The organism is Rahnella sp. 2050 (genome assembly GCF_040544515.1).
GTDB lineage: Bacteria > Pseudomonadota > Gammaproteobacteria > Enterobacterales > Enterobacteriaceae > Rahnella > Rahnella aceris.
The window spans coordinates 237,241-261,460 of the sequence record NZ_JBEPKE010000001.1 but is presented as its reverse complement, the minus strand read 5'-3'; the positions used below and the strand labels follow the sequence as shown (position 1 = coordinate 261,460).

General features: G+C 54.8%; 18 protein-coding genes. 12 read left to right on the top strand and 6 right to left on the bottom strand.

The annotated features are described in order from the left end of the window. Positions 1-174 precede the first annotated feature (174 nt). Entirely contained in the window at positions 175-873 is a 699-nt protein-coding gene (locus ABIC79_RS01100; RefSeq protein WP_037033972.1) for a FadR/GntR family transcriptional regulator, read from the top strand. 174 nt (positions 874-1,047) lie between these two features. Here the strand turns inward: ABIC79_RS01100 and bcsG are convergent, their stop codons facing one another. From bcsG to bcsE, 3 genes are read right to left on the bottom strand one after another with little or no spacing between them, the layout of a single operon-like run. Beyond that, positions 1,048-2,694, bottom strand: a complete 1,647-nt coding sequence (bcsG, locus tag ABIC79_RS01095; RefSeq protein WP_166860295.1) for a cellulose biosynthesis protein BcsG — start codon at positions 2,692-2,694, stop codon at positions 1,048-1,050. Further along, on the bottom strand, positions 2,691-2,924 hold the full coding sequence (gene bcsF / locus ABIC79_RS01090; RefSeq protein WP_013575460.1) for a cellulose biosynthesis protein BcsF: 234 nt from the start codon (positions 2,922-2,924) through the stop codon (positions 2,691-2,693). Before bcsF ends, bcsG begins: the two co-directional genes overlap by 4 nt. Before the next feature lie 5 nt (positions 2,925-2,929). Further along, positions 2,930-4,528, bottom strand: a complete 1,599-nt coding sequence (gene bcsE, locus ABIC79_RS01085) for a cellulose biosynthesis protein BcsE (RefSeq protein ID WP_338049983.1) — start codon at positions 4,526-4,528, stop codon at positions 2,930-2,932. A 202-nt stretch (positions 4,529-4,730) separates the two neighbouring features. On the opposite strand from bcsE, the gene bcsR reads away from it, so the two are divergent. The 5 genes from bcsR to ABIC79_RS01060 are packed head-to-tail and all read left to right on the top strand — an operon-like array spanning position 4,731 to position 13,919. Next, entirely contained in the window at positions 4,731-4,931 is a 201-nt protein-coding gene (gene bcsR / locus ABIC79_RS01080; protein ID WP_013575462.1) for a cellulose biosynthesis protein BcsR, read from the top strand. Between the two features lies 1 nt (position 4,932). Next, positions 4,933-5,676 (top strand): cellulose biosynthesis protein BcsQ, encoded by a 744-nt coding sequence (gene bcsQ, locus ABIC79_RS01075; RefSeq protein ID WP_013575463.1) that lies wholly within the window; start codon positions 4,933-4,935, stop codon positions 5,674-5,676. Then, the gene (gene bcsA, locus ABIC79_RS01070) at positions 5,673-8,288 is read left to right on the top strand and encodes a UDP-forming cellulose synthase catalytic subunit (protein WP_013575464.1); all 2,616 of its coding nucleotides are present in this window, start codon (positions 5,673-5,675) and stop codon (positions 8,286-8,288) included. The genes bcsQ and bcsA overlap by 4 nt, the downstream gene beginning before the upstream one ends. Further along, positions 8,285-10,624 carry a cellulose biosynthesis cyclic di-GMP-binding regulatory protein BcsB gene (gene bcsB, locus ABIC79_RS01065; RefSeq protein WP_354566476.1) on the top strand — a complete coding sequence of 780 codons (2,340 nt, stop codon included), beginning with the start codon at positions 8,285-8,287 and terminating at the stop codon, positions 10,622-10,624. Before bcsA ends, bcsB begins: the two co-directional genes overlap by 4 nt. A 4-nt stretch (positions 10,625-10,628) precedes the next feature. Next, a complete protein-coding gene (locus ABIC79_RS01060; protein WP_126124873.1) occupies positions 10,629-13,919 on the top strand; it encodes a cellulose synthase subunit BcsC-related outer membrane protein in 3,291 nt (1,096 codons plus the stop codon). A gap of 418 nt (positions 13,920-14,337) precedes the next feature. On the opposite strand, the gene hutG is transcribed toward ABIC79_RS01060, so the two are convergent. The 3 genes from hutG to hutC all read right to left on the bottom strand — a co-directional run bounded on the left by hutG (position 14,338) and on the right by hutC (position 17,422). Continuing rightward, the gene (hutG, locus tag ABIC79_RS01055; protein ID WP_112152233.1) at positions 14,338-15,177 is read right to left on the bottom strand and encodes an N-formylglutamate deformylase; all 840 of its coding nucleotides are present in this window, start codon (positions 15,175-15,177) and stop codon (positions 14,338-14,340) included. Continuing rightward, the gene (gene hutI, locus ABIC79_RS01050; RefSeq protein WP_112197382.1) at positions 15,174-16,433 is read right to left on the bottom strand and encodes an imidazolonepropionase; all 1,260 of its coding nucleotides are present in this window, start codon (positions 16,431-16,433) and stop codon (positions 15,174-15,176) included. Before hutI ends, hutG begins: the two co-directional genes overlap by 4 nt. Positions 16,434-16,603: 170 nt before the next feature. Continuing rightward, positions 16,604-17,422 carry a histidine utilization transcriptional repressor HutC gene (hutC, locus tag ABIC79_RS01045; RefSeq protein WP_013575469.1) on the bottom strand — a complete coding sequence of 273 codons (819 nt, stop codon included), beginning with the start codon at positions 17,420-17,422 and terminating at the stop codon, positions 16,604-16,606. 248 nt (positions 17,423-17,670) lie between these two features. Between hutC and ABIC79_RS01040 the strand changes: the two genes are divergently transcribed. The 6 genes from ABIC79_RS01040 (at position 17,671) to hutH (ending at position 24,208) form a co-directional block, all read left to right on the top strand. After that, on the top strand, positions 17,671-19,044 hold the full coding sequence (locus ABIC79_RS01040) for a formimidoylglutamate deiminase (RefSeq protein ID WP_354566475.1): 1,374 nt from the start codon (positions 17,671-17,673) through the stop codon (positions 19,042-19,044). Further along, complete coding sequence (locus ABIC79_RS01035) at positions 19,041-19,622, top strand: HutD/Ves family protein (RefSeq protein ID WP_013575471.1); 582 nt, start codon at positions 19,041-19,043, stop codon at positions 19,620-19,622. Before ABIC79_RS01040 ends, ABIC79_RS01035 begins: the two co-directional genes overlap by 4 nt. Before the next feature lie 247 nt (positions 19,623-19,869). Next, positions 19,870-20,850 (top strand): ABC transporter substrate-binding protein, encoded by a 981-nt coding sequence (locus ABIC79_RS01030; RefSeq protein WP_013575472.1) that lies wholly within the window; start codon positions 19,870-19,872, stop codon positions 20,848-20,850. Positions 20,851-20,867: 17 nt separating this feature from the next. Then, positions 20,868-21,749, top strand: coding sequence for an ABC transporter permease (locus ABIC79_RS01025; RefSeq protein ID WP_013575473.1), 882 nt, complete (start codon positions 20,868-20,870; stop codon positions 21,747-21,749). Further along, positions 21,749-22,534, top strand: coding sequence for an ABC transporter ATP-binding protein (locus ABIC79_RS01020; RefSeq protein ID WP_013575474.1), 786 nt, complete (start codon positions 21,749-21,751; stop codon positions 22,532-22,534). Before ABIC79_RS01025 ends, ABIC79_RS01020 begins: the two co-directional genes overlap by 1 nt. 123 nt (positions 22,535-22,657) lie before the next feature. After that, complete coding sequence (gene hutH / locus ABIC79_RS01015) at positions 22,658-24,208, top strand: histidine ammonia-lyase (RefSeq protein ID WP_354566474.1); 1,551 nt, start codon at positions 22,658-22,660, stop codon at positions 24,206-24,208. Positions 24,209-24,220 lie beyond the last annotated feature (12 nt).

The window sequence follows — 24,220 nt, the reverse complement described above, 5'->3', positions numbered from 1 at the left end:
TGACTGTCTGAATGTAGTTGACGCAGGGCCGGTGATAAGTTCAATCTTAATGCGCGGTCTGGTCAGGTGGTCTGCTGGTCAGGCCATCAGACCGACATATGATTCAGCATCAAACCGAACATTAATGTGACCGGGATAACAGATCTGGGATTCAGCATGAACACGGAGAAAATAATGGCATTACCCACCCTTAAAGTTGAACGGCTGTATCGCCAGATTTCTAATGTATTGATTAACTGCATTAATACCGGACAGTTTGCCCCGGGCGCGATGATCCCGTCTGAACGGGATTTGTCTAAACAACTTGGCGTCAGCCGTTCATCTATCCGTGAGGCATTGATTGCGCTGGAGATCACTGGCTGGGTGGAAATCCGTACCGGCAACGGCGTGTACGTCAGCGACCCGTTGCCGCAGGCCACACCTGCGGTGCAAACGGTAAGTACCGAAGAGGAATTCAGCCTGCAATCGCTGGTGAAAGCGCGTCAGGTTTATGAATCTATGACAGCAGAACTGGCGGCGATTAACGGCACCGAAGAGCAGCGTGAAAAACTGAGAGCTATCGCCAGGGAATTAAACGAACTGAATGCCAATAACGACGCTTTTCTCGAAGCTGACCGCCGTTTCCATATGATGATCAGCGAAATGACCGGCAACGAAGTGCTGCACGATATGATGGGATATTTGTGGGATAAACGTCGTTCACGTCGGTTTATGCGTCTGGAGAGTCATTACACCGAAGTGGATTTTGCCCGTGAAATGAATGCCGATCATCAGGGGATTTTAGACGCGATTCTGGCGCAGGATGGCGCAGGGGCGAAGGCAAGAATGAGCCGGCATTTACAGCATGTGTATGACCAGTTATTTGCGGAATAAATGCAGAAAGACGGACAACTCCCTCCCCTGCGAAGGGGAGGGTTGGGGTGGGGTATTAAGGTCAAAATCTAAACCTGAGGTTTACTCTTACCCGGTTCTAGCCCTTAAAACCCCCTCCCGTCCTCCCCCTTCGCAGGGGGAGGAGCAAACCAAAACCTTGCTTACCGGTTTCATTCAGCTCGGATACGGCACCCATCCCCCGCCATTCAGGCGAATATAGATTTTCCCCTGATATTCCATCACCACTGAGTTCTCATTTTCAGATACCAGCGGCGTTTGTGGCAGGTTCGAACCGAAGGTTTTCCAGTCCATCGTCGGGCTGGTAAACACTTTGCCATCGACTGCGCGGGCGACCATTTCTGAAATCGCCTGATAGCTGCTCTGGCCGTCAATTTTCATTGGTGATGGCGCGTGCGGTGCCTGCATCCCAAAGAATTTCACCCCGACAGGAATATGGGTAATGCCCGGACTCGGGATATCACGCAGACCCGAGATTTGCATCTTGTCGCCCACCAGCGCGGCGCCGTGTTCAGGCACCACCACCAGCATCACTTTGCGGCCGGATTTATCCAGCTGATCCATAAAGATATTCAGCTGATTCAGCAGAGTTTGCGCACGGTTATGATAATCCGCGCCCTTATTGCTGCCCACGTAACGGTTGCCGTCATGCAGCGGAATCAGGTTAAAGAAGGTTGCGGTGCGTGCGGTACCGGCTTTCTCCTGATTCTCCAGCCAGCGGGAGAACAGTTGTCCGTCGTTGAAAATCGGTGAGCCATCAAAGGACGTCAGCTCATAACCCAGACCGGCCTGGGACATCAGCGGAACTTTCATGTCAGCATCATCACGCAGGTTACCGATGTAATTACCGAACACACCCGTATGGTCCATTGCCAGCTGAGGCGTGAAGCCCAGACGCGCGAGATCGTCAAACAGATAACACTGCTGACCGGCAGGCTGATACAAATCATGATGCGATGTCTGACCGCAACTGGCGCGCAGCAGGCGGATGGATGCCGGGCCGCTGTAGGCTGTGGCTGAATTGAAATTGCTGAACACAAAATCAAAACGCGACCACAGCGGTGAATTCGAAAGATTCACGGCGTCCAGATCTGACCAGGCCAGCGAACAGATGTTGATCACCAGCAGGTCAAACGGCTGTGCATCGGCAGGAAGTGCGTCGGGGAACTTCGTCGCCTTACGCCGTTCGTTTTGGTAGAACTGCTCTAAATAAGCGTTCAGGTTGGCATTGGTTGGCGGGCCGTTCACGGTGTTATCAGTGGCTGATGGCGCAACGGTCACTGGTGTCGTTACGGCATTTTGGGCGATAACCGGTGGCGGCGAATGTGCGAAAAACGGTGTGATCAGCCCGCTGAGGTTAAGCCACAGCAGCGCAATGACGGTAAACGTGGTCAGCCGGATCCACTGGGATATAAACAGATAACCGACCAGCAAAGCGAAACCGATGGCAATCCACTGCCAGTTGATAAAGCGATCGGCCAGTTCGAGCAGATAACTGAAACTGAAGCCTGCTACGTCCGCCCCCTGATTGACAATTGAACGCCAGCCAGGCAGCCAGGTATCGTGATACAGCAACGCCAGCCCGAAAGGCAGGGCAATCCACTGTCTCCAGCGGTGCAGGCGCAGCGAACGTAACGGGAATAGCAACACGGCGGCAAAGACGACATTGCTCAGGGCATCAAAATTCAGATAACCCTGTGAAAGCAGAACAAATTTGAGTAAAAAATAATAGTTCCAGGCACCGAGGCCGCGCCAGGATTGCCAGATCCGCAAACGCGGCGAAGAAGATTGCGATTCGTTCATAGTGAAGTTTTGGATTTTCCTGTAGCCGCAGAAGTTTCAGGCAAAGTAGCGGAGCGTTTGCGGTTCTTATTGATGCTGCTGATGGTCATGGGGGTTAAATAACGCGGCGACAGAAATCGCGTCGCAAAGCGGTTTTTCCAGCGCGGCAAACGGCTACGCAGGGCATATCCCAGCGGGATAAAAATCACCGCCGCCAGAATAAAGATTTCGATAATATCCTGAATATCCATCTCTTTTACTCCCGCGCCTGAATAACTGGCGTATCGCTCACGGCCAGCGTGATGGGAACGGGCTGATGAACCTGGGCACGTTTTAAAGGTTCAGTTTTATGCGCCACAAAAGGCTGCGCTTCAGACACCGGATTTGCCATCGGCGGCCTGGCGGCCAGACGCAAAACTTCCGTGCGGATATCCAGCTCCTGACTCCAGAACGTCTGGCTGGTGAACACTTCTTTGACCGGCAGATTAAACAGAAACGCCAGTACATTTTCGACGTCGCTGACCTGACAGTTCGACAGGAACAGATACAGATGACGCCCGGTAACGGTCAGAATATCGCCGTCGCGGCGCAGAGAACACAAAGACATCGCCTGCTGCGGGCTGATCCCGGCGGCAGGGCGCAGCGAAATTAAAATGCCCCGGGATTCCGTCGCCAGCGCGGCGTGATTCCAGATATCGTGCATGACTTCGCAGAAAACCGGCAGTGGCAGATAACCCTTATGATGCGTGGGCAGACGGCTGTCGAGCAGCAGCCCGATATCATCCGGCACATGGCGGGTATAAGTGAGATTTTGCAGGTCATCGAGCAAGGTCAGAAAGTTGGAGAGGCGCGCTGCTTGTGGCACAACCAGATTCGCACCACAGGCCTGGAGCAGACGCTGATCGACATAGCGCAAAGAAGAATTCATTTCGCGCACGACAATTTTTAAACCATTGCCACGCTGCATGCGTAAACGATGAACCTGACGGGCCAGCACTTCCACTTCGTCATTACCGGTGAGGGCGAAAATGACCGTCGCCGATCGCGCATGTGCCGCGCGCTCGCTCAGCGCCTCATTATCATCGAACAGGAACCAGCGTTCTGAAAGTGCAGGTGCGCCTTCAAGCACTGAGCGTTCGGCCAGCAGCATCCACTGATCATCGCCGGTTTGTTCGGAAACAGCGGCAGAGGCGTTCTTTTGAATTTCCCAGCCGGTCAGGCGGCGCGTCAGTGGATAAAGCGTATTAGCTTCTGCCCCCAAATTGTCATGCCACCAGGAAACGCCCCACTGGTTCGGTTCAACATCTGTTTTCAAATCCGCAAGACCGCATATATTGCGATGGTATAAATGAAGCTGAGTTTTAACCGCATTAATACCGGCTCCATAGCAGATAATAAGGATAGTTGCACCTTTATTATTGACACATGCGCTCATTTCACTCAGCCAGCGGACCCATTGTTTATCATTTACTGCCTGCCAGGTACTGACCGGAAGTAATAGAATCATTAATGAGGCTGAGTGAGCAGGCAAACGATTAATATCCGCTGCAAGAGAGAGAAATGCTTTCTTCCCATTCGCTAACAGGTAATAAAACGTTTTTTTCTGATATTTTTTTAAATAAATGAGAAGGATATCATCGTCAGATAGCCTGTTTTCTTGTGCAGTGCAAATTAAATTGTGCTGTGGGAAAAAAACGTTGACCGGAACTTCACCTTGCTGAGCCTCAACCGTTTGTCCGCAAAGATGATAAGCGGCTTCCTGACTTTCGGTGTTAACCCAGTAAAGCCCCTGAGCCTGCATCCGGGCTAATCCATTCCAGAATTGCTTCATGCCCAATGAAAAGGAGAGTGCCATATAGTTAATCTGCTTGTATCGTTTTTGATTAAAAGTCTGCTTGGGACACACTGAGAAATGTGAGTATAATAAATTCTATCATTGCTACATTAAATAATCATAATACTTCACAATAATGTTTGATACTAAAAAGCCCAGACAGGTAAGCGCATTTTGGCTGTCGTGGTATCAGTATTTAGATTGAAGCAGGGAGAAAGAATCGGTGGGAGCCAATATTGTAGACCCGGAGGAATCCGAACCGACGAAAGATGATGATTTCTTTGCACTGAGTCACCTTTTTTCTTTGTCAGAATTAAATTATGTCGATATAGCCCGTAAAGAAAAGATTCCGCAACTAATGTCCCGCTGGCCGCTACTGGCTGAGCTGGCGCAATACGGTGAACGCGGCGCGGAGAAAAAATAATATGGCTGTCATTGCCTTACAGGGAATTCGTGGCGGTACGGGCACCACTTCAGTCACGGCTGCACTGGCCTGGGGTCTTGCGCAATTAAATGAAAAGGTTCTGGTCATCGACTTTTCACCGGAAAACTTACTGCGATTGCACTTTGGTATGCCTTTCGCTCAGGCTCGCGGATGGCGCTATGCGCACAATACAGGAGAGCCGTGGCAAAACTCCGCACTGCGTTACCACTCTCATCTTGATTTCCTGCCTTACGGGCATGCCACGACCGGCGACGCCAGTCAGCCGGATTTTGACTGGCAAAAGGCGATCACTCAGCTTAAAAATACCGGCGTATATGACTGGATCCTGATCGACTCTCCGGCAGCCGATCCGCTTACCGCGCAAAAAATTGCCGACAGTACGGTAGTGCTTCTCCACGCCGATACCCAGTCACACACCCGTTTACATCAGTATGTGCTGCCAGCCAACGGGCGCTATCTGCTCAATCAGTTCATTCCTTCCAGTCAGTTACAGCAGGATATTTTGCTGTTATGGCAGGAAACTTTGCCCGTTTTGATTCCGGTAATTCTGCACCGCGACGAAGCCATGGCGGAGTCACTGGCGGCGAAACAACCGGCAGGGGAATGGAATAGTAACAGTAAAATCAGTCGCGAAATTAACACGCTGGCGAACTGGTTCCTGCTGCATTTGCGCCATTCAGGGGATGTGCATAGCCAGACAATGGGGCGGAGTCCGGAAAAATGAACCGCGTGCTCAACCTGTTTCTGGTGCCGCCGGTAGTTTTCGAATTACAAAACCGCTACCGGTACTATCGCGCCAGCCACTCCTCACGGACCGCCGCTGGCGTAATGATTTTCTGCGTGGCGCTTAGCTGGCTGTTTTTGCGTTTTGAATCCCCAGTCTGGCAGCGTGTTAAAGCACAACGCACCCGCTGGTATCCGCAAATTTCGCCGTCGCGCCCGCGTCTGGCCGATCCGCTGCGCTATATCGTGCAAAGCCTGTGGTTGCTGATCATCCTGCCTGCTGAAAGCCGGCGCGGGCGTGTGATTCACACCCGCTGGCCACAGCAGTTGCGCAAAAAAGTCCATTTGTGGCTCGAATTATTACCTGAACAGGTCACACACAGTCCGCTGGAAATTAAGGTCACGCGCCGTATCGGCAAAATGAGCCGTCTCGGTAAACGTATTCTGGTCTGGATGACCGCACTGGTGGCGCTCACCCTGGCGATGTTCTGTATTTCTCAGCCTTTTAGTTACATCGCACAGTTCGTCTTCGTGGTGCTGCTGTGGAGCATTGCGATGATTATTCGCCGTATTCCGGGCCGCTTCCCGGCGCTGATGATGATCGTGTTGTCGCTGACCATTTCCTGCCGTTATTTATGGTGGCGCTACACCTCAACGCTGAACTGGGAAGATCCGCTGAGTCTGATTTGCGGCCTGCTTCTGTTAGGTGCGGAAACCTATTCCTGGACGGTGCTGGTGCTGGGCTATATCCAGACCCTCTGGCCGCTCAACCGTAAACCGGTGCCGATGCCTGCAGATGTCTCGACGTGGCCGACGGTGGATCTGCTGATCCCGACGTATAACGAAGATCTCAGCGTCGTGAAACCGACGCTGTACGCCGCGCTGGGTCTCGACTGGCCCCGGGACAAACTGACCATTTATCTGCTTGATGACGGCAACCGGCAGGAATTCGCCGATTTTGCCCATGAAATTGGTGTGAAATACATCGCCCGTGAAACGCGTGAAAATGCCAAAGCGGGCAACATCAATAACGCACTGAAACAGGCGAAAAGCCAGCTTGTGGCGATTTTTGACTGCGACCACGTGCCGACCCGTTCTTTCCTGCAACTGACGGTCGGCTGGTTCTTTAAAGATAAAAAACTCAGCATGTTGCAAACGCCGCATCATTTTTTCTCGCCCGATCCGTTCGAACGTAATCTGGGCCGTATGCGCCGCACGCCAAACGAAGGCGAACTGTTTTACGGACTGGTGCAGGACGGCAACGACCTGTGGGATGCCAGTTTCTTCTGTGGATCCTGCGCCGTATTGCGCCGCGATGTGCTTGATGAAATCGGCGGTATCGCCGTAGAAACGGTCACTGAAGATGCGCACACGTCTCTGCGGATGCACCGCCACGGTTACACGTCGGCGTATATTCGTATTCCGCAGGCGGCGGGGCTGGCGACAGAAAGCCTCTCTGCTCACATCAGCCAGCGGATCCGCTGGGCGCGCGGCATGGTACAGATATTCCGCCTCGACAATCCGATGTTTGGTAAAGGGCTGAAGCTGGCGCAACGGTTGTGTTACGCCAACGCCATGTTGCATTTTCTGGCCGGTATTCCGCGCCTGATCTTCCTCACAGCGCCCCTGGCGTTTCTGCTGCTGCATGCTTACATCATTTATGCACCGGCCGTTGCCATCGCACTGTATGTCTTGCCGCACATGATCCATGCCAGCCTGACTAACTCCCGCGTACAGGGCAAATACCGCCATTCGTTCTGGAATGAAATCTACGAAACCGTGCTGGCCTGGTATATCGCCAGGCCGACCACCGTGGCGTTGTTTAATCCGCATGCCGGGGCTTTCAACGTCACGGCCAAAGGCGGCCTGAATAAGCACGCTTACGTTGACTGGAAAATCAGCCGCCCGTATCAAATCCTGATGTTGCTCAATCTGGCCGGTTTATTCTTCGGTGCCTACCGCATTGTCTATGGCCGCCCGGATGAAATCCTGACGGTGCTGGTGAGTATGGCGTGGGTGATTTACAACATGATTATTCTGGGCGGGGCGATTGCCGTGGCGTTCGAATCCAAACAGGTGCGTCAGGCACATCGTGTAGAAGCCAGAATGCCCGCGTCACTGTTAAAACCCGACGGACACATTTATGTCTGCACCATTCAGGACTACTCCGACAACGGTGTCGGACTGGAAACCCCGAGCGCAAGCCAGTTTCATGCCGGTGACAACGTCACGTTACTGCTTCACCGTGGACAACAGGAATATACCTTCCCGATGCAGATCAGCCGCGTGTTTGGTGAAAACATCGGCATGCAGTTACTGCCATTAACCACCCAACAACATATCGATTTCATCCAATGTACGTTTGCCCGGGCCGACAGTTGGGTATTACGCGAAGACAACTTCCCTGAAGACAAACCGATGGAAAGCCTGCGTGAGGTGCTGGGGTTGGGGATCCGTGGCTATCTGCGGATGCTGGACATCGCCCCGCAACGCTACCGTCCGCTGGCGTCCGGAACCCGAACGTTTGGCCGCTGGCTGCTGTCTTTCGCTCCGCGTAATCCGCCGCTTGCCGTTCAGCCTGATGAATACAACCTGATGATGACAAAACAATGAAAAGACTTCCGTTAACCACTTTTATGGCATCTGCCTTGATGACATTGGCGTTGGGTTCTGTGGCTCCGGCCTTCAGTGAACAGACGCCTGCACCGGTTGTACCGGGCAACGCCACGCCTGCGCCTGAAGTGACCCTGCCGATGGTGGCGCCTGCGGTAAACCCGATGATTATTCCGGGTGCGCCGGTGCGCAGCGTGACATTACCGTTTGCCGATGTGGCACCGCGGCCGGGTGCCATCACCTTGCGCGGTATTCAGCCGAACGGACAGATTGAGTTCGGTGTGCGCAGTGACGAAGTCGTGACACAGGCCACACTGAATCTCGAGTTCACGCCGTCGCCATCGCTGATCCCGGTTCAGTCGCATCTTAAGGTGTATCTCAACGACCAGCTGATGGGCGTTGAAGTGATTGATAAAGACCAGCTCGGCAAGAAAAATCACCTGCAGATGACCATTGACCCGCGTTATGTCACCGACTTCAACCGCATCCGTCTGGAGTTTATTGGTCACTACCAGAACGTCTGTGAAAACCCGGCGAACACCACCCTGTGGCTGGAAATCGGCAAGGGCAGTTCGCTTAGCCTGCAATATCAGAAACTGCCGCTGAGCAACGATCTGGCACATTTCCCGGTACCGTTCTTTGATGCGCGCGACAGTCGTCCGCTGAGCCTGCCGATGGTCTTTGCCACGTCTCCGGATGCCGGCCAGCAACAGGCAGCGGCAATTCTGGCCTCCTGGTTCGGCACCAAAGCCCAGTGGCGCGGGCAATCCTTCCCGACGTTGTATAACCAGTTGCCGGACAGCCACGCGGTGGTGTTTGCAACCAATGGCAAACGCCCTGATTTCCTCAAAGAATTGCCGCCGGTGAAAGGGCCGGTGGTGCAGATGATCAGCCGCCCGGATAATCCGTACATCAAAATGCTGCTGATCCTCGGTCGTGATGATCAGGACTTACTGACGGCAGTAAAAGGCATTGCGCAGGGGAATATCCTGTTTCGTGGCGAAACGATCGGCGTCGATAAAGTGGACAGGATCCAGCCACGCCAGCCGTATGACGCGCCAAACTGGGTGCGTACCGATCGCCCGATGAACTTTGGCGAACTGAAACAGTATGCGGAACAGTTACAGTCTGACGGCATCCAGCCGAATCCGATCACGCTCAACATTAATCTGCCGCCGGATCTGTTCCTGATTAACAGCTCCGGTATCGATATGCGGCTGAAGTACCGTTATACCTCGCCACAGCTGAAAAACACTTCTCGCCTGAGCATCAGCCTGAATAACCAGTTTGTGCAGGATCTGACCCTGAAAACCGGACACGATGAGGATTCACAATTACTGCATCTGTCCCTGTTACAGGGGCTGCTGGATGGCAGCAAAGACCTGAATATTCCCGCGCTGAAACTGGGTGCGGTTAACCAGATGCGCTTCGATTTTGACTACACCTCGCTGCTGGCGAGCGGCACCGAAGGGCGCTGTGAAACCTATAACACCGTGCCAAATCATGTGGTGATAGATGACAGCTCCACTATCGACTTCTCCGGTTACCGCCATTTCATGGCGATGCCTGACTTGCGCGCCTTCGCCAACGCCGGTTTCCCGTTCAGCCGCCTGGCGGATTTATCCCAGACGCTGCTTGTGGTTCAGCCGCAACCGCAACCGGTTCAGTTAACCACGCTGCTTGATACGATGGGCAATATTGGCGCACTCACCGGTTATCCGGCGCTTGGCGTGGGGCTGACCGAAGATGCGGCAAAAGCAAAATCCACCGACGCCGATCTGCTGGTGATCGGCAATCTGCCTGCGGATTTGCGTGACGACAGCATGCGCGATGAGAAAAAGGCCAGCTTACTGATCGAGGCAGCGCGCGATGCGGTGAATACGCCAGTCCGCCAGACATCGTTACCGGATAACACGGCACCGGCCAGCGATGCGCGGGTGGATGCCAGCGCGCAAATCAGTGCGCAAGGCCCGATTGCGGCGGTTGTCGGGTTACAGTCGCCGTACTTTGATCAGCGCAGCGTGGTCGCGCTGATGGCAAACGGTCAGCAGGGCTTCGAAATGCTGAACAAGTCGATGCAGGATAGCAAACAGAGGGCGCAGGTCTTTGGCTCGGTGGCGGTGGTGCGTGATTCCGGCGTCAGCAGTCTGAAAGTCGGTGATACCTATTATGCTGGCCATTTGCCGTGGTGGGAGCGGGTATGGAACGCCCTGGCGAACCATCCGGTATTGCTGGCGGTTATGGCGGTGATCGTGGTGATTCTGGCAGCAATCCTGTTGTGGACCGGTTTGCGTTCTCTGGCCCGTCGTCGTCTGTCTGATGATGACCAGGAATAAGTCCGTGAACACACAGCGCACAAACCTGTTTTTGCGCAGCAGACTGGCCCTGACGATAGGGCTGGCCTTGCTGGCTGCGCCTGCGGTTGCAGCCCCCGTTGTTTCACCGGAGCAATGGTTACTGGAACAGGTGCGGGTCGGTGAAGCCAGTCATCAGGACGATCTGGTGCGTCAGTCCCTGTTTCGCCTGGAATTAATGGATCCGCAAAACCCGAAAGTCATGTCCGCCCGTTTACGTTTGCTTCTCCGCGAAGGCGATCAGGCCAAGGCACAGCAGCAACTGGAAAAAATTAAACAGGTTTCGCCTGGTTCGGATGAATACCGGCAGGCGCAGCTGAGCCTGAAAATCGCCTCCCCGGAAATGCAGCAAAAACTCCAGCAGACGCGGTTACTGGCAACGGCAGGGCGGCTCGATGAAGCCAAAGCGCAATATGATGAGTTGTTTGGTGGCCAGCCGCCAACGCTGGATCTGGCAGTAGAATACTGGCAACTTATTGCGCGGCTGCCGGGGCAAAAAGCCCGTGCGCAGTCACAGCTTCAGGCGCTGAATAATCAGTATCCGGGTGATGTGCAGTTACGTCTGCAACTGGCGCAGATGGCGTTTGATGAAGGGGATAACGCCAAAGCTGTCGGGCTGATTAAGCAAATCGCCGCCACCAATGAAGGGCGTTCTCCGGCCGCTGATTTATGGCTGCAGAAGATTAAAGACCAGCCTGTGGGCAACCCGAGCGTCGATGCCTTGCAACAGTTTATCGCCACGTTCGACACCGGTCCGCAGGTGATTGCCGCGCAGCAGGAACTTCAGCGCCAGCAGGCGTTACTGGCCGATCCGCGTTATCAGGCGCGACTCCGTGGTCTGGCGCAGATTAATAATGGTGGCTCCACCGGCGCGATTGCACCGCTGAAGCAGGCATTGCAGGCGCAACCTGACGATGCTGAAGTCCTCGGTGCGATGGGGCTGGCTTATTCCCGCGCCGGTAACCGCCAGCAGGCGCTGACTTTGTTTCAGCGGGCGAAAGCCGCCGAAACAGATGGCTATAACGCGGGTAAATGGAACAGCCTGATCCGGTCCAACAGCTACTGGCTGAAAATCGAACAGGGCGATAAGGCATTGAAAACCGGGCTGCTTGATCAGGCCGAAGCGGCTTACAACCAGGCGCAACGTCTGGACTCCCGCGACCCGTGGGCGCAGATCGGGCTTGGGGATGTGGCGGTTGAGCGTAAAAATGACACGCAGGCGGAGCAGGCTTACCGCCGCGCACTGAAGCTGGAGCGCGATAACAGTAGCGCCCAGCGCGGGCTGGCGAATATCTATCAGCGTCAGTCACCGCAAAAAGCGCTGGATTACATTAATTCATTGCCTGGTGCATCGCAGGCGAAACTCAGCGATAAACAGCGTGGCCTGCAAAGTGACGTTGTCACTGCGCAGGCGCAAAAATATGCCGCCGAACACAACTGGAATCAGGCTGCGAACCGCTATGGCGAGGTACTGAAACTCAATCCGGACGATGTCTGGACGACCTACCATTATGCCAGTGCCCTGCGTGAGGCGGGTGAACCGGCGCAGGCGGATGCAGCTTTTGCACAGCTTGCGGCGAAGCGTCCGGTGGATCCGCAACAGGTTTACGCTTATGCGTTGTATCTGTCCGGTTCCGATCGTGACGACGCCGCACTGCGCCATCTTAATACCTTGCCGCAGGCGAAATGGGACGACAACATGCGCGAAATGGCGCAGCGCATTCAGCTCGGTAAAACCCTGACCGCCATTGATACTTCCCTTGCTGCCGGTAATACCTCGCAGGCGAAACAGCAGTTGCAGCAGGCTGATCTGCATGAACTCAGCCTGAATCAGCAACGACAGGTCGCCATGGCCTGGCGTGATGTCGGTGAAACCACCAAAGCAGCGGCGCTGTTACAACCCTTGAAAACGGCTGCGCGTTCGCAGCCGGACGGACAAGACAAGGCGCTGATTTATCGCAACGCCGCCAACCTTGAGCAGCAACTCGGACAGCCACAAACGGCGCGTCAGGATTACGCACAGGCGATGGTCGCCAGCGGCATCACCGGTCAAGTGCCAGAAGATAACGACAGCTATACGCGCCTGACCCGCAACAATGCCACGGATGACTGGCTGAAACGCGGTATCCGTTCAGACGCGCATGATCTGTACCGGCAGCAGGATGTGAATTTCACGCTGGACACCGATTCGTGGACATCAAGCGGCACGCCGGGGAAATCTGATCTCACGGCCAACACCACCATGTTGCAGGCGGATATGCCGGTTTATCAGGGGCGCGGATTCCTGCGGGCCGACTGGGTGCGGATGGATGCCGGAACCTTTGATAACGAAGACGGTAATTACGAAGCCAGTTTCGGGACCTGTAGCGATCAAAACTGCCGCCGTTACCGCAGCCAGAACGCCAATGGCGTCAGCCTTGGCGCAGGATGGGAAAATGACAAGTGGAAAGGCGATTTAGGCACCACGCCACTGGGTTTCCCGGTTGTAGACTGGGTCGGCGGGCTGGCTTACAGCGGTGACTGGGGCGATATCGGCTGGACGACCACGGTGTCGCGCCGTCCGGTTTCCAGTTCGTTACTTTCTTTCGCGGGCGCAAAAGATCCGGGTACCGGCACCACCTGGGGCGGCGTTCGCGCGACCGGTGCCAGCCTGGGATTAAGTTACGATCAGGGGCAGGCTAACGGCGTGTGGGCTGATCTCAGCGCGCATCAGCTGACCGGTGAAAATGTCGAAGACAACACCCGCGAACGCCTGATGGGGGGCTATTACTACAAAGTCATTAACGAAGATAACCGCCGCGCGACGGTGGGGCTCAGCTCCATGCTCTGGCATTACCAGAAAGATCTCAGCGGTTACACGCTGGGACAGGGCGGTTACTACAGCCCGCAGCAATACTTCTCACTCTCCGTACCGGTCAGTTATCGCCAGCGCACGGAGAACTGGTCATGGCAGCTTGGCGGTTCGGTCTCCTGGTCGCGCTCCTCAACCAGCGATCAGAAACGCTATCCGATCCAGAATCTGATCCCGGATTCATTACCGGATAAAAATGCTATCGAAACCGGCAGCAGTGGATCCGGTTTTGGCTATACATTGCAGGCACTGCTCGAACGGCGTGTCAGTTCTCACTGGACCGTCGGCGGGGGGATTGATATTCAGCAGGCGAAGGATTACACGCCAAGCCACTTTCTGCTCTACGCGAGATATTCGATGAGCGGCTGGCAAGGGGATCTGGATATGCCGCCGGAACCGTTAGTGCCGTATGCGGACTTTAAATAATGCCAGACCGGGCATTAGGGCGGTTTTTCGCTTGCAGCGAGGGCTTGATCGAGACAATTTCGGTTTATTAACAGCGGTTATGGCGGTTAAACCTCAAGACCTTGGGCTCGCCGCCCAAACTGGCCCAGAGGACGCGTAAGCGCGCGCCCTCTGGACTCCCGCGCTTTTTCACTGCGCGCTTCGCTCGCTGGCTATGTTTCAGGAACCAAGGCGACAGGCTGGAAATCTTGCCGCGTTGCGGTTCCTTCACTCGGTCCTGGAGCCTTTGGTCTCCAGGCCGCTCCGTTCAGCAAGATTTCTGAATCGCCCCTGGCTTTTAAAAAAACAAAACAATTTCGGCGCGAAAGGCCGGGTGATAACCACAATTGAGAAACCGAAATAATCTCGATCAAGCCTTAGCGGCCAGCGAAAAGCGAAATTAAACAGCGCTTTGTTTATACCTGTCCGTCCCCCCCCATCTCACCATTCCTTCCAGCAACTGTTTCAATAACACCTGCAATTCAGCCGCCTTATCAGGCGAGTAAGCAAATGGCTCCATCTCCTCCATGTAATTCACCTGCGCCAGCTCAAGCTGAACAGCGTGAATATCCACATCAGGCTGGCCGTAAGCCCTCGTGATATATCCACCCTTAAAACGGCCATTAAGCACATGGCTGAAGCGGGTTTGTTGCTGGCAGGTTCTCTCAAGGATTTCACTCAGCGCCGGTGAACAGCTTGCGCCGCTGTTGGTGCCGAGGTTGAGATCCGGTAACTGGCCGTCGAAAAGACGCGGGATCACCGATGCAATGGAATGCGCATCAAACAGCAGTGCATAACCGAATTCCTGTTTCATGCGCGCCAGTTCTGACTGGATTTTCTGGTGATACGGTTGCCAGATTTGATCCAAATATTGCTGGCGTTGGGTATTTGTCGGCGTCATGCCTGGTTTGAAGGTCGCGCGACCATCAAATAACGTCTCGGGATACAAACCCGTGGTGGCAGTGGTATACAGCGGTTTATCGTCGGAAGGCCGGTTGAGATCGATAACGAATCGTGAATACTGGCCAACCAGAATGCTGGCACCCAGTGAGCGCGCAAAATCGTACAGTTGCGGGATATGCCAGTCGGTATCGGAAAGCGGCAGGGCGGCTTCGCTCAGACCGCTGGCGACTTCTGGCGTCAGATGTGTACCTGCGTGAGGGATACTGATCAGTAACGGCGCTGTCCCCTGGATAAAATGGTACGGTTCAGCGATAACATTGGCAGTTGAAAGGCTCATGAACGGAACTCTCCTCGTACTTCTCCACGAAAAACAACAGTGCAGGGCAACTGACCGCCCAGCCAGTAAACCAGCCCGGCAGGACGCGACAGTGGCCAGTGTATAAAGTCAGCGACTTTGCCCGCTTCCAGCGTGCCGTGCGTGTCCTGTAAACCCAGCGCACGTGCACCATGGCAGGTGATCCCGGCCAGCGCTTCTTCAGGCGTCAGGCGGAACAAGGTACATCCCATGTTCAGCATCAGACGCAATGAAAGCGCAGGCGATGTGCCCGGATTGGCATCACTGGCCAGCGCCATCGGCACCCGATGTTTGCGGAACTCATCCACCGGCGGGCATTGTGTTTCGCGCAGCAAATAATAGGCCCCCGGCAGTAATACGGCGACGGTGCCGCTGGCGGCCATTGCCTGAGCATCTTCTGCTGTGGCGTATTCCAGATGGTCGGCTGACAGCGCATGATGTCGTGCAGCCAGGGCGCTACCATGCAGGGAAGACAGTTGTTCGGCGTGTAATTTAACCGGTAAACCTAAGGTTTTTGCGGCATTAAACACCCGTTCAACCTGTGCCGGTGAGAACGCCAGATGTTCACAAAAGGCATCGACGGCGTCGGCCAGATTTTCACTGGCAACCACCGGCAATAATGTGTCGCAGATGAGGTCAATATAGTCATCAGCGCGTCCTTTGAATTCCGGCGGCAGGGCATGAGCGGCAAGGCAGGTGGATTTCACCTCGACTGGCAGCATGACACCTAACCGGCGGATCACCCGCAGCATCTTCAGCTCGCTCTCTACACTCAGCCCGTAACCCGATTTAATCTCAACACAGGTTACGCCTTCGGCCAGCAAGGGCTGTAAGCGGAACAACGCCTGAGCCAGAAGTTCATCTTCGGTGGCCTCGCGGGTGGCATTGACGGTGGAGAGAATTCCCCCACCGGCTGCGGCGATTTCTGCGTAGCTGACGCCGTTCAGCCGCTGTTCAAATTCTGCGCTGCGGTCGCCGCCAAATACCAGATGCGTATGGCAGTCAACAAAGCCCGGCGTGATGATCCCACCGCTGAATTCATGCTGTGTGGCGCCTGCGAAAACCGGACAATCTGCGGCAGGGCCGGTCCAGACGATTTTCCCGCCTGCGACAGCAATCGCCCCGTTTTCAATCAGGTTGTAATGGCCGTCCTGCATGGTGACCAGCGTGGCACCGCGCCATACGCTGTCACAACGGGAAGGGGGTTCGGAAAAAGAAGGGGATATCGCTACCGGCATGACAGGCTCCAGGCTGAATTCATCTTGTATAGACAACTAAAGTCAACCTAACGCATAACCGTTAAACCGGCAAGGCACCCGGCGATAGTTTTTTCTTATTACGAGACGTCTTCCAAAATTTGAACGAAGAGATAGCGGCCGTACAAAGCCGCCATTAAGGTGTGCCGGAATCAGCCGTGGCTGGTGAAACGTCCAAATAATTGATAGCGGGAACCCGGGTAAATCAGGCGCGCGGAAGTCACTACGCGGCTGCCGCTCCAGGTCCGGCGGTGGATCAGGAGACAAGGCTCATGTTCATTCAGTTGCAACAGCTCGCGTTGCTCATCGCTGGCGCTGATGGCTTCAACGCGATGTTCACCCGCCGTCAGCGGCGCGATTTCCATCAGGTACGTATAGGGCGTCTGCTTGTTCAGCACCTGTTGCAGATAATCGGGTGCGGTTTCCGGGTTCACAAAACGGTCTTCAATCTGCACCGCGACGTTGTTTTCGTAATGAACAATTTGCGAATAAAACATCATCGTGCCAGTGGCGATACCCAGTTGCAGCGCCTGATCGGCATCCGCCAGCCGCGCTTCACACACCAGAATCTTGCTGTCATGGCGATGACCGCGCTGGGCAATTTCATCGGCAATGTTGTGCACTTCCAGCATCGGCGTGTAGGCCTTGGCTTCGGCCACAAACGTGCCGACTCCCTGCATGCGGATCAAAAAACCTTCGCTGGTCAGTTCACGCAAAGCACGGTTGATGGTCATACGGCTGACGCCAATTTCATTGACCAGCTCACTTTCAGAAGGTACCCGCTGATGCGGTTTCCAGACACCGGCGCGGATCTGGCTGATGATCGCCTGTTTCACCCGCTGATAAATCGGTGCGGGTGTATCGCTCATCGCGGCCGCCAGTTCGGACAATGTCTGCTGCGACACGCCCTGTTGTTGTGTGACCTGATGTGGCGCGGCACCATTTTGAGAAAGTGGTGTGGGCTCCGACATGTCTCTTACCTCACTCAATGAAATTCCAGAAATATTGGGAAAGCTTGCCTGTTCGCCCGGCATTTTCCATCAGTGGAAAGTAAACGGAAAGGGCGTGACGGAAAACTAAATTTATAAAAAAGGGTTGTTGCAAGTTTACAGCGCAATCAGGCATATGTATATGTATAGACAAGTCGGTTAAAAGTTTTGCAATTGTTTCCGTAAAATTGCATTTATGTTTCTTCTTACTGTTCAGGAATGATGCTGTTATGCCTGCTTATTTTGCTTCACGCGCCTTACTTTCAGATGGCTGGGCGCATAACGTGCGGCTGGACGTCGATGCAGCCGGAATGCTGACTGCAGTGACCCCGGACAACGATGCGCAGGGGTGTCTTCCCCTTTCCGGCCCGGTGGTTCCGGGCATGCCGAACCTCCATTCGCACGCCTTTCAGCGGGTGATGGCCGGGCTGGCGGAAGTCGCCGGTGATCCGCAGGACAGCTTCTGGACCTGGCGTGACCTGATGTATCGCATAGTGCAGCGCCTCACACCTGAGCAGGTGGGTGTCATTGCCCGTCAGTTGTATATCGAAATGCTCAAAGGGGGTTACACGCAGGTGGCTGAATTCCACTATCTGCATAACGACATCAGCGGTCAGACTTATGCCGACCACGGTGAAATGACTGCCCATCTGAGTGAAGCCGCGTCACAAACCGGCATCGGACTGACCATGCTGCCGGTGCTTTACAGTTACGCCGGATTTGGCGCGCAACCGGCACAGGCCGGACAGAAACGGTTTATTCAGGATACGGGCAGTTACCTCAAACAACAGGAAATTATCCGCAAACAACTCAGCGGTAAAAGCCTGCAAAATCAGGGATTGTGCTTCCATTCCCTGCGCGCAGTCACGCTGGAACAAATGCAGCAGGTGTTGCAGTCCGCAGATAAAAACCTGCCGGTGCATATTCATATCGCCGAGCAACAGAAAGAAGTGAACGATTGTCTGGGCTGGAGCGGGCAGCGCCCGATTTCCTGGCTGTATGACAATCTGGATATTGATTCCCGCTGGTGTCTGATCCACGCCACGCACGCTGACCGTTTCGAGCTGGCGAGCATGGCAAACAGCGGGGCGGTCGCGGGGTTGTGTCTGACCACCGAGGCTAATCTGGGCGATGGCATTTTCCCCGGCGTCGATTATCTGGCGCAGTCAGGTCGATGGGGGATCGGTTCCGACAGCCATGTCTCCCTGAACGTGGTTGAAGAACTGCGCTGGTTTGAATACGGGCAACGCCTGCGTGACCAGCGACGTAACCGGCTGACGACCTCTGCGCAAAATTCTGTAGGCGATGTGCTGTATACGCAGGCATTACAGGGCGGTGCACAGGCTTGCGGCGCGGCTATCGGGCAGCTTTCTGCGGGGTATCGTGCCGACTGGCTGGTGCTCGACGGGCAGGATCCCTATCTTGCCGCCGCAAAAAACAGTGAACTGCTCAACCGCTGGCTGTTCGCCGGTAATACCGGGCAGATCCGTGATGTGTATGTCGGCGGTATTGCGCGCATTGTGAACGGCCAGCATGAACAACAACAGGCTGCGGCGGCGGATTTCCTCGCGCTTCTCCGTCAGCTGGCGGGGGACGTTGCATGATTGCCTGGCAACATTTCACCTTCGATGACCTGCCGGTCAGCCCGTGGCGTAACGGCGGTGGCGAAACCCGCGAAATCTTCAGTTTCCCTGCCGGTGGCCATGATTTTGACTGGCGCGCCAGTATTGCCACCATCGCACAGGATGGCCCGTTCTCGACATTTCCCGGTATTGACCGTTCCATCACCTTGCTGAGCGGGGAAGGTGTGCATTTGCAGGCACAGCCTGATGTCGATCACTTACTCGTTGTCGCTGGTGAGCCTTTTGCCTTCAGCGGTGATACTGCGCTCCATGCCCGCCTGCTGGGGGGAGTGACAACTGATTTTAACATCATGACGCGACGTACTGAATGTGCTGCACGGGTGATTGCCGCACGTGAACACCTGACGGTGACGCGGGAAAAAGGTGGCGTGATTTATGTCATCAGCGGGATGTGGCAACTGGCGGATGGCCCGCTGCTGAGGGCGGGCGAGGGATATTACTGGTCTGAGACAGCGGCACAATCGCAACAGGGTTCCGTGAGTCTGACCCCAGTTGCTCAGCAACAGAGATGCCTGCTGTTGTGGGCGGCGATCACCTGATAAATACCTTACAAGATTGCGCTAAAAGGGAGCATGGCGCGCACCTAATTGATTCATCAGCCCGCGCAAAACGTCCCATAACCGGCGCTGAATGTTGTAAAAGTGCATGTGCAGAAACTGGCATAAAGCTTGCTTAAATATTGTCGACTGACTTGTATAGACAAGAATATACAGTAGCGTAATTTGCCTGTGGCTTTCACTGCCACAGGCATTTCCCCCGAGACAGATACTTTGGCAGGAGTGGCAGATGAGCAACATGATTTCCAGGGCTGTACTGAAGCGTTCGTTGTCTTTGTTAGGGCTGGCAGTGGCGCTGGGTAGTGTGACAGTCAGCGTGGCGCAAGCGGCGAACACGCCGGTTGCTATTGGTATTTCTGGCTGGACCGGTTTCGCACCACTGACCCTGGCAGACAAAGCGGGCATCTTTAAAAAGAACGGTCTGGATGTCACGCTGAAAATGGTGCCGCAGCAGTCGCGTCATCTGGCCATCGCTTCCGGTTCCCTGCAATGTGCGGCGACCACCGTGGAAACCTATTTAACCTGGAACGCCAGCGGGGTGCCGATCAAACAAATCGTACAGCTGGATAAATCTTACGGCGCAGATGGTATCGCGGTGCGTAGCGGTATCAACAAGATTACCGATCTTAAAGGCAAAACCATCAGCGTGGATGCACCGGGTACGTCTTCTTACTTCCTGCTGGCGTGGATCCTCGATAAAAACGGCATGACGATGAAAGACGTCAAACTCGCCACGCTCGGGCCGGATGCCGCTGCGCATGCCTTTATTGCCGGACAGAATGATGCGGCAGTGACCTATGAACCCTATCTTTCCAACATCCGCCAGAGCCCGGATAAAGGGAAGATTCTGGCAACCACGCTGGAATATCCGATGGTGATGGACACGCTGGGCTGTACGCCAGACTGGCTGGATAAAAATCCTAAAGCCGCTCAGGCGCTGGTGAACAGCTACTTTGAAGCGCTGGATATGATCAGGAAAGAACCGGAGAAATCCAACGAGATCATGGGCGCAGCAGTGAAAGAGACCGGCAAACAGTTTGCAGAAGAATCCAGTTATCTGCGCTGGCAGGATCGTGAGGCCAATCAGAAATTCTTCAGCGGTGAAATTGTGACCTTCACTAACGAAGCTGCGCGCCTGCTGACTGAGATGAAAATTCTGCGTAAAACGCCGGATATCAATACGTTATATGACGCGAAGTACGTGAAATAGCCATGAAGGACCGCGATATGAACAGCCCTGTCAGCCAGACAGCAGAACAACATATGACTTCGCAGTCAGCCTTACGCGAGCCGGCACCGTTGCCGGCAAGCAAAAAAGTCTGGCATAACCCGATGATGGTGCCTTTGCGTCCGGTCGCGTCGCGGCGTCGCTGGTTTCTCGGGTTCTGTTTCTTTGTGCTGTTTTTTGCTGTGTGGGCGCTGGTGACGTTTACCGGCCTTGTTTCCCCGACATTCCTCGCCAGCCCGGCGAGCATGTTGCAGGAAGGGATTTTACTCTTTACCGATTTTGATTTTACGACTGATATAGGCATGACGGTAATGCGCGTGCTGGGCGGCTTTATTCTGGCCTGCGCCATTGCCGTTCCGCTCGGCATCCTCATGGGGTCTTACAAACTGATCGAAGCTTTTTTCGAACCGTTTGTGTCCTTTTGCCGGTATCTGCCTGCGTCAGCGTTTGTGCCGTTGCTGATCCTGTGGGCGGGTATTGGTGAAATGCAGAAAGTTCTGGTGATTTTCATCGGCTCTTTCTTCCAGATCACCCTGATGGTGGCGGTAACCGTGGGGGCAGCGCGGCGTGACCTGGTGGAAGCCGCGTATACGCTGGGTGCCACCAACCAGAGTGTGGTGCGCAGGGTGATCATTCCCGGTGCGGCACCGGAAATTGCTGAGTTGCTGCGCCTTGTGCTCGGCTGGGCATGGACTTATGTCATTGTGGCGGAGCTTATCGGATCCTCGAGCGGTATCGGACACATGATTGTTAACAGTCAGGCACTGCTCAATACCGGGCAAATGATCTTCGGCATTATTGTGATTGGTTGCATTGGTTTGCTCTCCGATCTGTTGTTCAAAGCGGCCAACCGTCGGCTGTTTGTATGGAGTTCATTGTGATGAGCCATCCGAAACTGAGTGTCCGTCAGGTGGAACGTATTTTTACCGGCCCGAAGGGCGAGAAAACGCAGGCGCTGTTGCCGGTGGATTATCGGGTTGATGAAAACGACTTCATCACCATTCTCGGGCCTTCCGGCTGTGGTAAATCCACGCTGCTGCGCATTGTCGCCGGGCTGGATCAGCCAACGCGTGGCGAAGTGTGGCTCGATGGTGAACAGGTGGACGGCCCCGGTGCCGATCGCGGCATGGTGTTTCAGAGTTATACCTTGTTTCCGTGGCTGACCGTTGAACAAAACATCCGTTTCGGTTTGCAGGAGCGTGGCGTGAGTAAGGCAGCGCAAAAAGAGCGCAGCGACTACTTTATTAATAAGGTCGGGCTGCGGGGTTTTGAGCAGCACTTCCCGCGTCAACTTTCCGGGGGGATGCAGCAACGCACCGCCATCGCCCGCGCACTGGCGAATGACCCGAAAATTTTGCTGATGGATGAGCCTTTTGGCGCCCTGGATAATCAGACCCGCGTGATGATGCAGGAACTGCTGTTATCGATTTGGGAATCCTCGCGCAAAACCGTGTTGTTCGTGACACATGATATCGACGAAGCGATTTTCATGGCTAATAAGGTGGCGATTTTCAGTGCCCGGCCGGGGCGGATCAAAACCGAAGTGGCGGTTAATTTCCCGCATCCGCGGGACTACACCCTGAAAACGTCGCCGGAATTTATGGCGCTGAAAGCGCGGGTTACCGAAGAAATTCGCACCGAAACGATGCAGGCAATGGACCACTGATTTCACCACCCCGCATCTGTACAGAATAGATTGTAGATTCGTTATGTAATGCGTAAATACCCGGCGGGCTACGTCCTTAGCCGGGTTTACTTCCGGTTTCACTTGTCTATACAGGAATAGATTATGGCTTCTTCATCCAATGCGTTAACCCTTTGCCGCCTGCAACCAGGTCATGTTGATCTGCCGATGCTGCGCAAGATTTATCAGGGCAATGTCCGCCTTGAACTGGCTGAGGAGGCGCGCGCAGGCGTGCTGGCGTCGCAGGAAACGGTCACCCGCATTGTTGAGTCGGGGAAAGTGGTCTACGGCATCAATACCGGTTTCGGCAAGCTGGCACAGACGCGTATTCCGGCGGAGCGTCTGGCGGAACTGCAACGCAATCTGGTGTTGTCGCACAGCGTCGGTATCGGCAAGGATCTGGCGGATAACGTGGTGCGTCTGGTGATGGCGACCAAAGTGCTGAGCCTGTCTCGCGGCCATTCCGGCATCCGCATTGAGGTGATCGACGCACTGATTACCTTGTTCAATGCCGGTGTTTATCCGTGTATTCCTGAGAAAGGCTCCGTGGGAGCATCCGGTGACTTAGCGCCGCTGGCGCATCTCTCCCTGATGCTGATTGGTGAGGGGCAGGTCACGGTGCAAGGCGAAAAAATGTCGGCGACTGAAGGTCTGGCGACGGCAGGCCTGAAGCCATTTGAACTTGGGCCGAAAGAAGGGCTGGCCCTGCTTAACGGCACACAGGTTTCCACCTCGCTGGCGTTGTCCGGTCTGTTTGAAGCCGAACGCGTATTTTCTGCCGGACTGGTGGCGGGCGCATTGTCGCTGGAAGCCATCAAAGGTTCCGTAAAACCGCTGGATGCACGCATTCACGAAGCCCGCGGCCAGCAGGGTCAGATTGGGGTGGCGGCGGCACTGACCGAGATCCTTCGCGGGAGTGACATTGTCACGTCTCATGCAGATTGCGGCCGCGTACAGGATCCGTATTCCATCCGCTGTGTACCGCAGGTGATGGGGGCTTGTCTGGATAACCTGCACCACGCTGCCCGTATCCTGCGCATTGAAGCCAATGCCGCTTCTGATAATCCGCTGGTGTTTTCCGAAAACGGTGACGTGATTTCCGGCGGTAACTTCCATGCCGAACCGGTGGCTTTTGCTGCCGACATCATCGCGCTGGCCGTCGCTGAGATCGGCGCGATTTCCGAGCGTCGTATGGCGTTACTGCTCGATACCGGGCTTTCCGGTTTACCGGCGTTTCTGGTCAATGACGGCGGTGTGAACTCCGGCTTTATGATTGCGCAGGTTACCGCAGCGGCGCTGGCGTCGGAAAACAAATCGCTGGCGCATCCGGGCAGCGTTGACAGCCTGCCGACCTCGGCGAATCAGGAAGATCATGTATCCATGGCAACCTACGCCGCCCGCCGTCTGGGTGACATGTGCTTTAACACCAGCGTGGTCGTGGGCATTGAAGCGATGGCCGCCGCACAGGGTATTGATTTCCTTCGTCCGCTGCAAAGTTCAGCGACGCTGGAAAATGAAATGAAAGCTATCCGTGAAAACGTGGCGTTTCTTGAAAAAGACCGCCTGATGGCACCGGACGTTGAAATGATGCGTCTCTGGGCTTCCCGCGAGCATTGGCCTGCGGCGATTGAAGCGCTGCTGCCAAGCTTTGCCTGATGACTTTTGTCC

What these genes read in the sequence shown, in the direction of transcription:
- ABIC79_RS01025 (WP_013575473.1), top strand. Translation starts at nt 20,868, where the DNA reads ATGAACAGCCCTGTCAGCCAGACAGCAGAACAACATATGACTTCGCAG.
- bcsF (WP_013575460.1), bottom strand. Translation starts at nt 2,924, where the DNA reads ATGGATATTCAGGATATTATCGAAATCTTTATTCTGGCGGCGGTGATT.
- bcsE (WP_338049983.1), bottom strand. Translation starts at nt 4,528, where the DNA reads ATGGCACTCTCCTTTTCATTGGGCATGAAGCAATTCTGGAATGGATTA.
- bcsB (WP_354566476.1), top strand. Translation starts at nt 8,285, where the DNA reads ATGAAAAGACTTCCGTTAACCACTTTTATGGCATCTGCCTTGATGACA.
- bcsA (WP_013575464.1), top strand. Translation starts at nt 5,673, where the DNA reads ATGAACCGCGTGCTCAACCTGTTTCTGGTGCCGCCGGTAGTTTTCGAA.
- bcsQ (WP_013575463.1), top strand. Translation starts at nt 4,933, where the DNA reads ATGGCTGTCATTGCCTTACAGGGAATTCGTGGCGGTACGGGCACCACT.
- bcsG (WP_166860295.1), bottom strand. Translation starts at nt 2,694, where the DNA reads ATGAACGAATCGCAATCTTCTTCGCCGCGTTTGCGGATCTGGCAATCC.
- hutI (WP_112197382.1), bottom strand. Translation starts at nt 16,433, where the DNA reads ATGCCGGTAGCGATATCCCCTTCTTTTTCCGAACCCCCTTCCCGTTGT.
- hutG (WP_112152233.1), bottom strand. Translation starts at nt 15,177, where the DNA reads ATGAGCCTTTCAACTGCCAATGTTATCGCTGAACCGTACCATTTTATC.
- hutH (WP_354566474.1), top strand. Translation starts at nt 22,658, where the DNA reads ATGGCTTCTTCATCCAATGCGTTAACCCTTTGCCGCCTGCAACCAGGT.
- ABIC79_RS01100 (WP_037033972.1), top strand. Translation starts at nt 175, where the DNA reads ATGGCATTACCCACCCTTAAAGTTGAACGGCTGTATCGCCAGATTTCT.
- ABIC79_RS01030 (WP_013575472.1), top strand. Translation starts at nt 19,870, where the DNA reads ATGAGCAACATGATTTCCAGGGCTGTACTGAAGCGTTCGTTGTCTTTG.
- ABIC79_RS01035 (WP_013575471.1), top strand. Translation starts at nt 19,041, where the DNA reads ATGATTGCCTGGCAACATTTCACCTTCGATGACCTGCCGGTCAGCCCG.
- ABIC79_RS01020 (WP_013575474.1), top strand. Translation starts at nt 21,749, where the DNA reads ATGAGCCATCCGAAACTGAGTGTCCGTCAGGTGGAACGTATTTTTACC.
- hutC (WP_013575469.1), bottom strand. Translation starts at nt 17,422, where the DNA reads ATGTCGGAGCCCACACCACTTTCTCAAAATGGTGCCGCGCCACATCAG.
- ABIC79_RS01040 (WP_354566475.1), top strand. Translation starts at nt 17,671, where the DNA reads ATGCCTGCTTATTTTGCTTCACGCGCCTTACTTTCAGATGGCTGGGCG.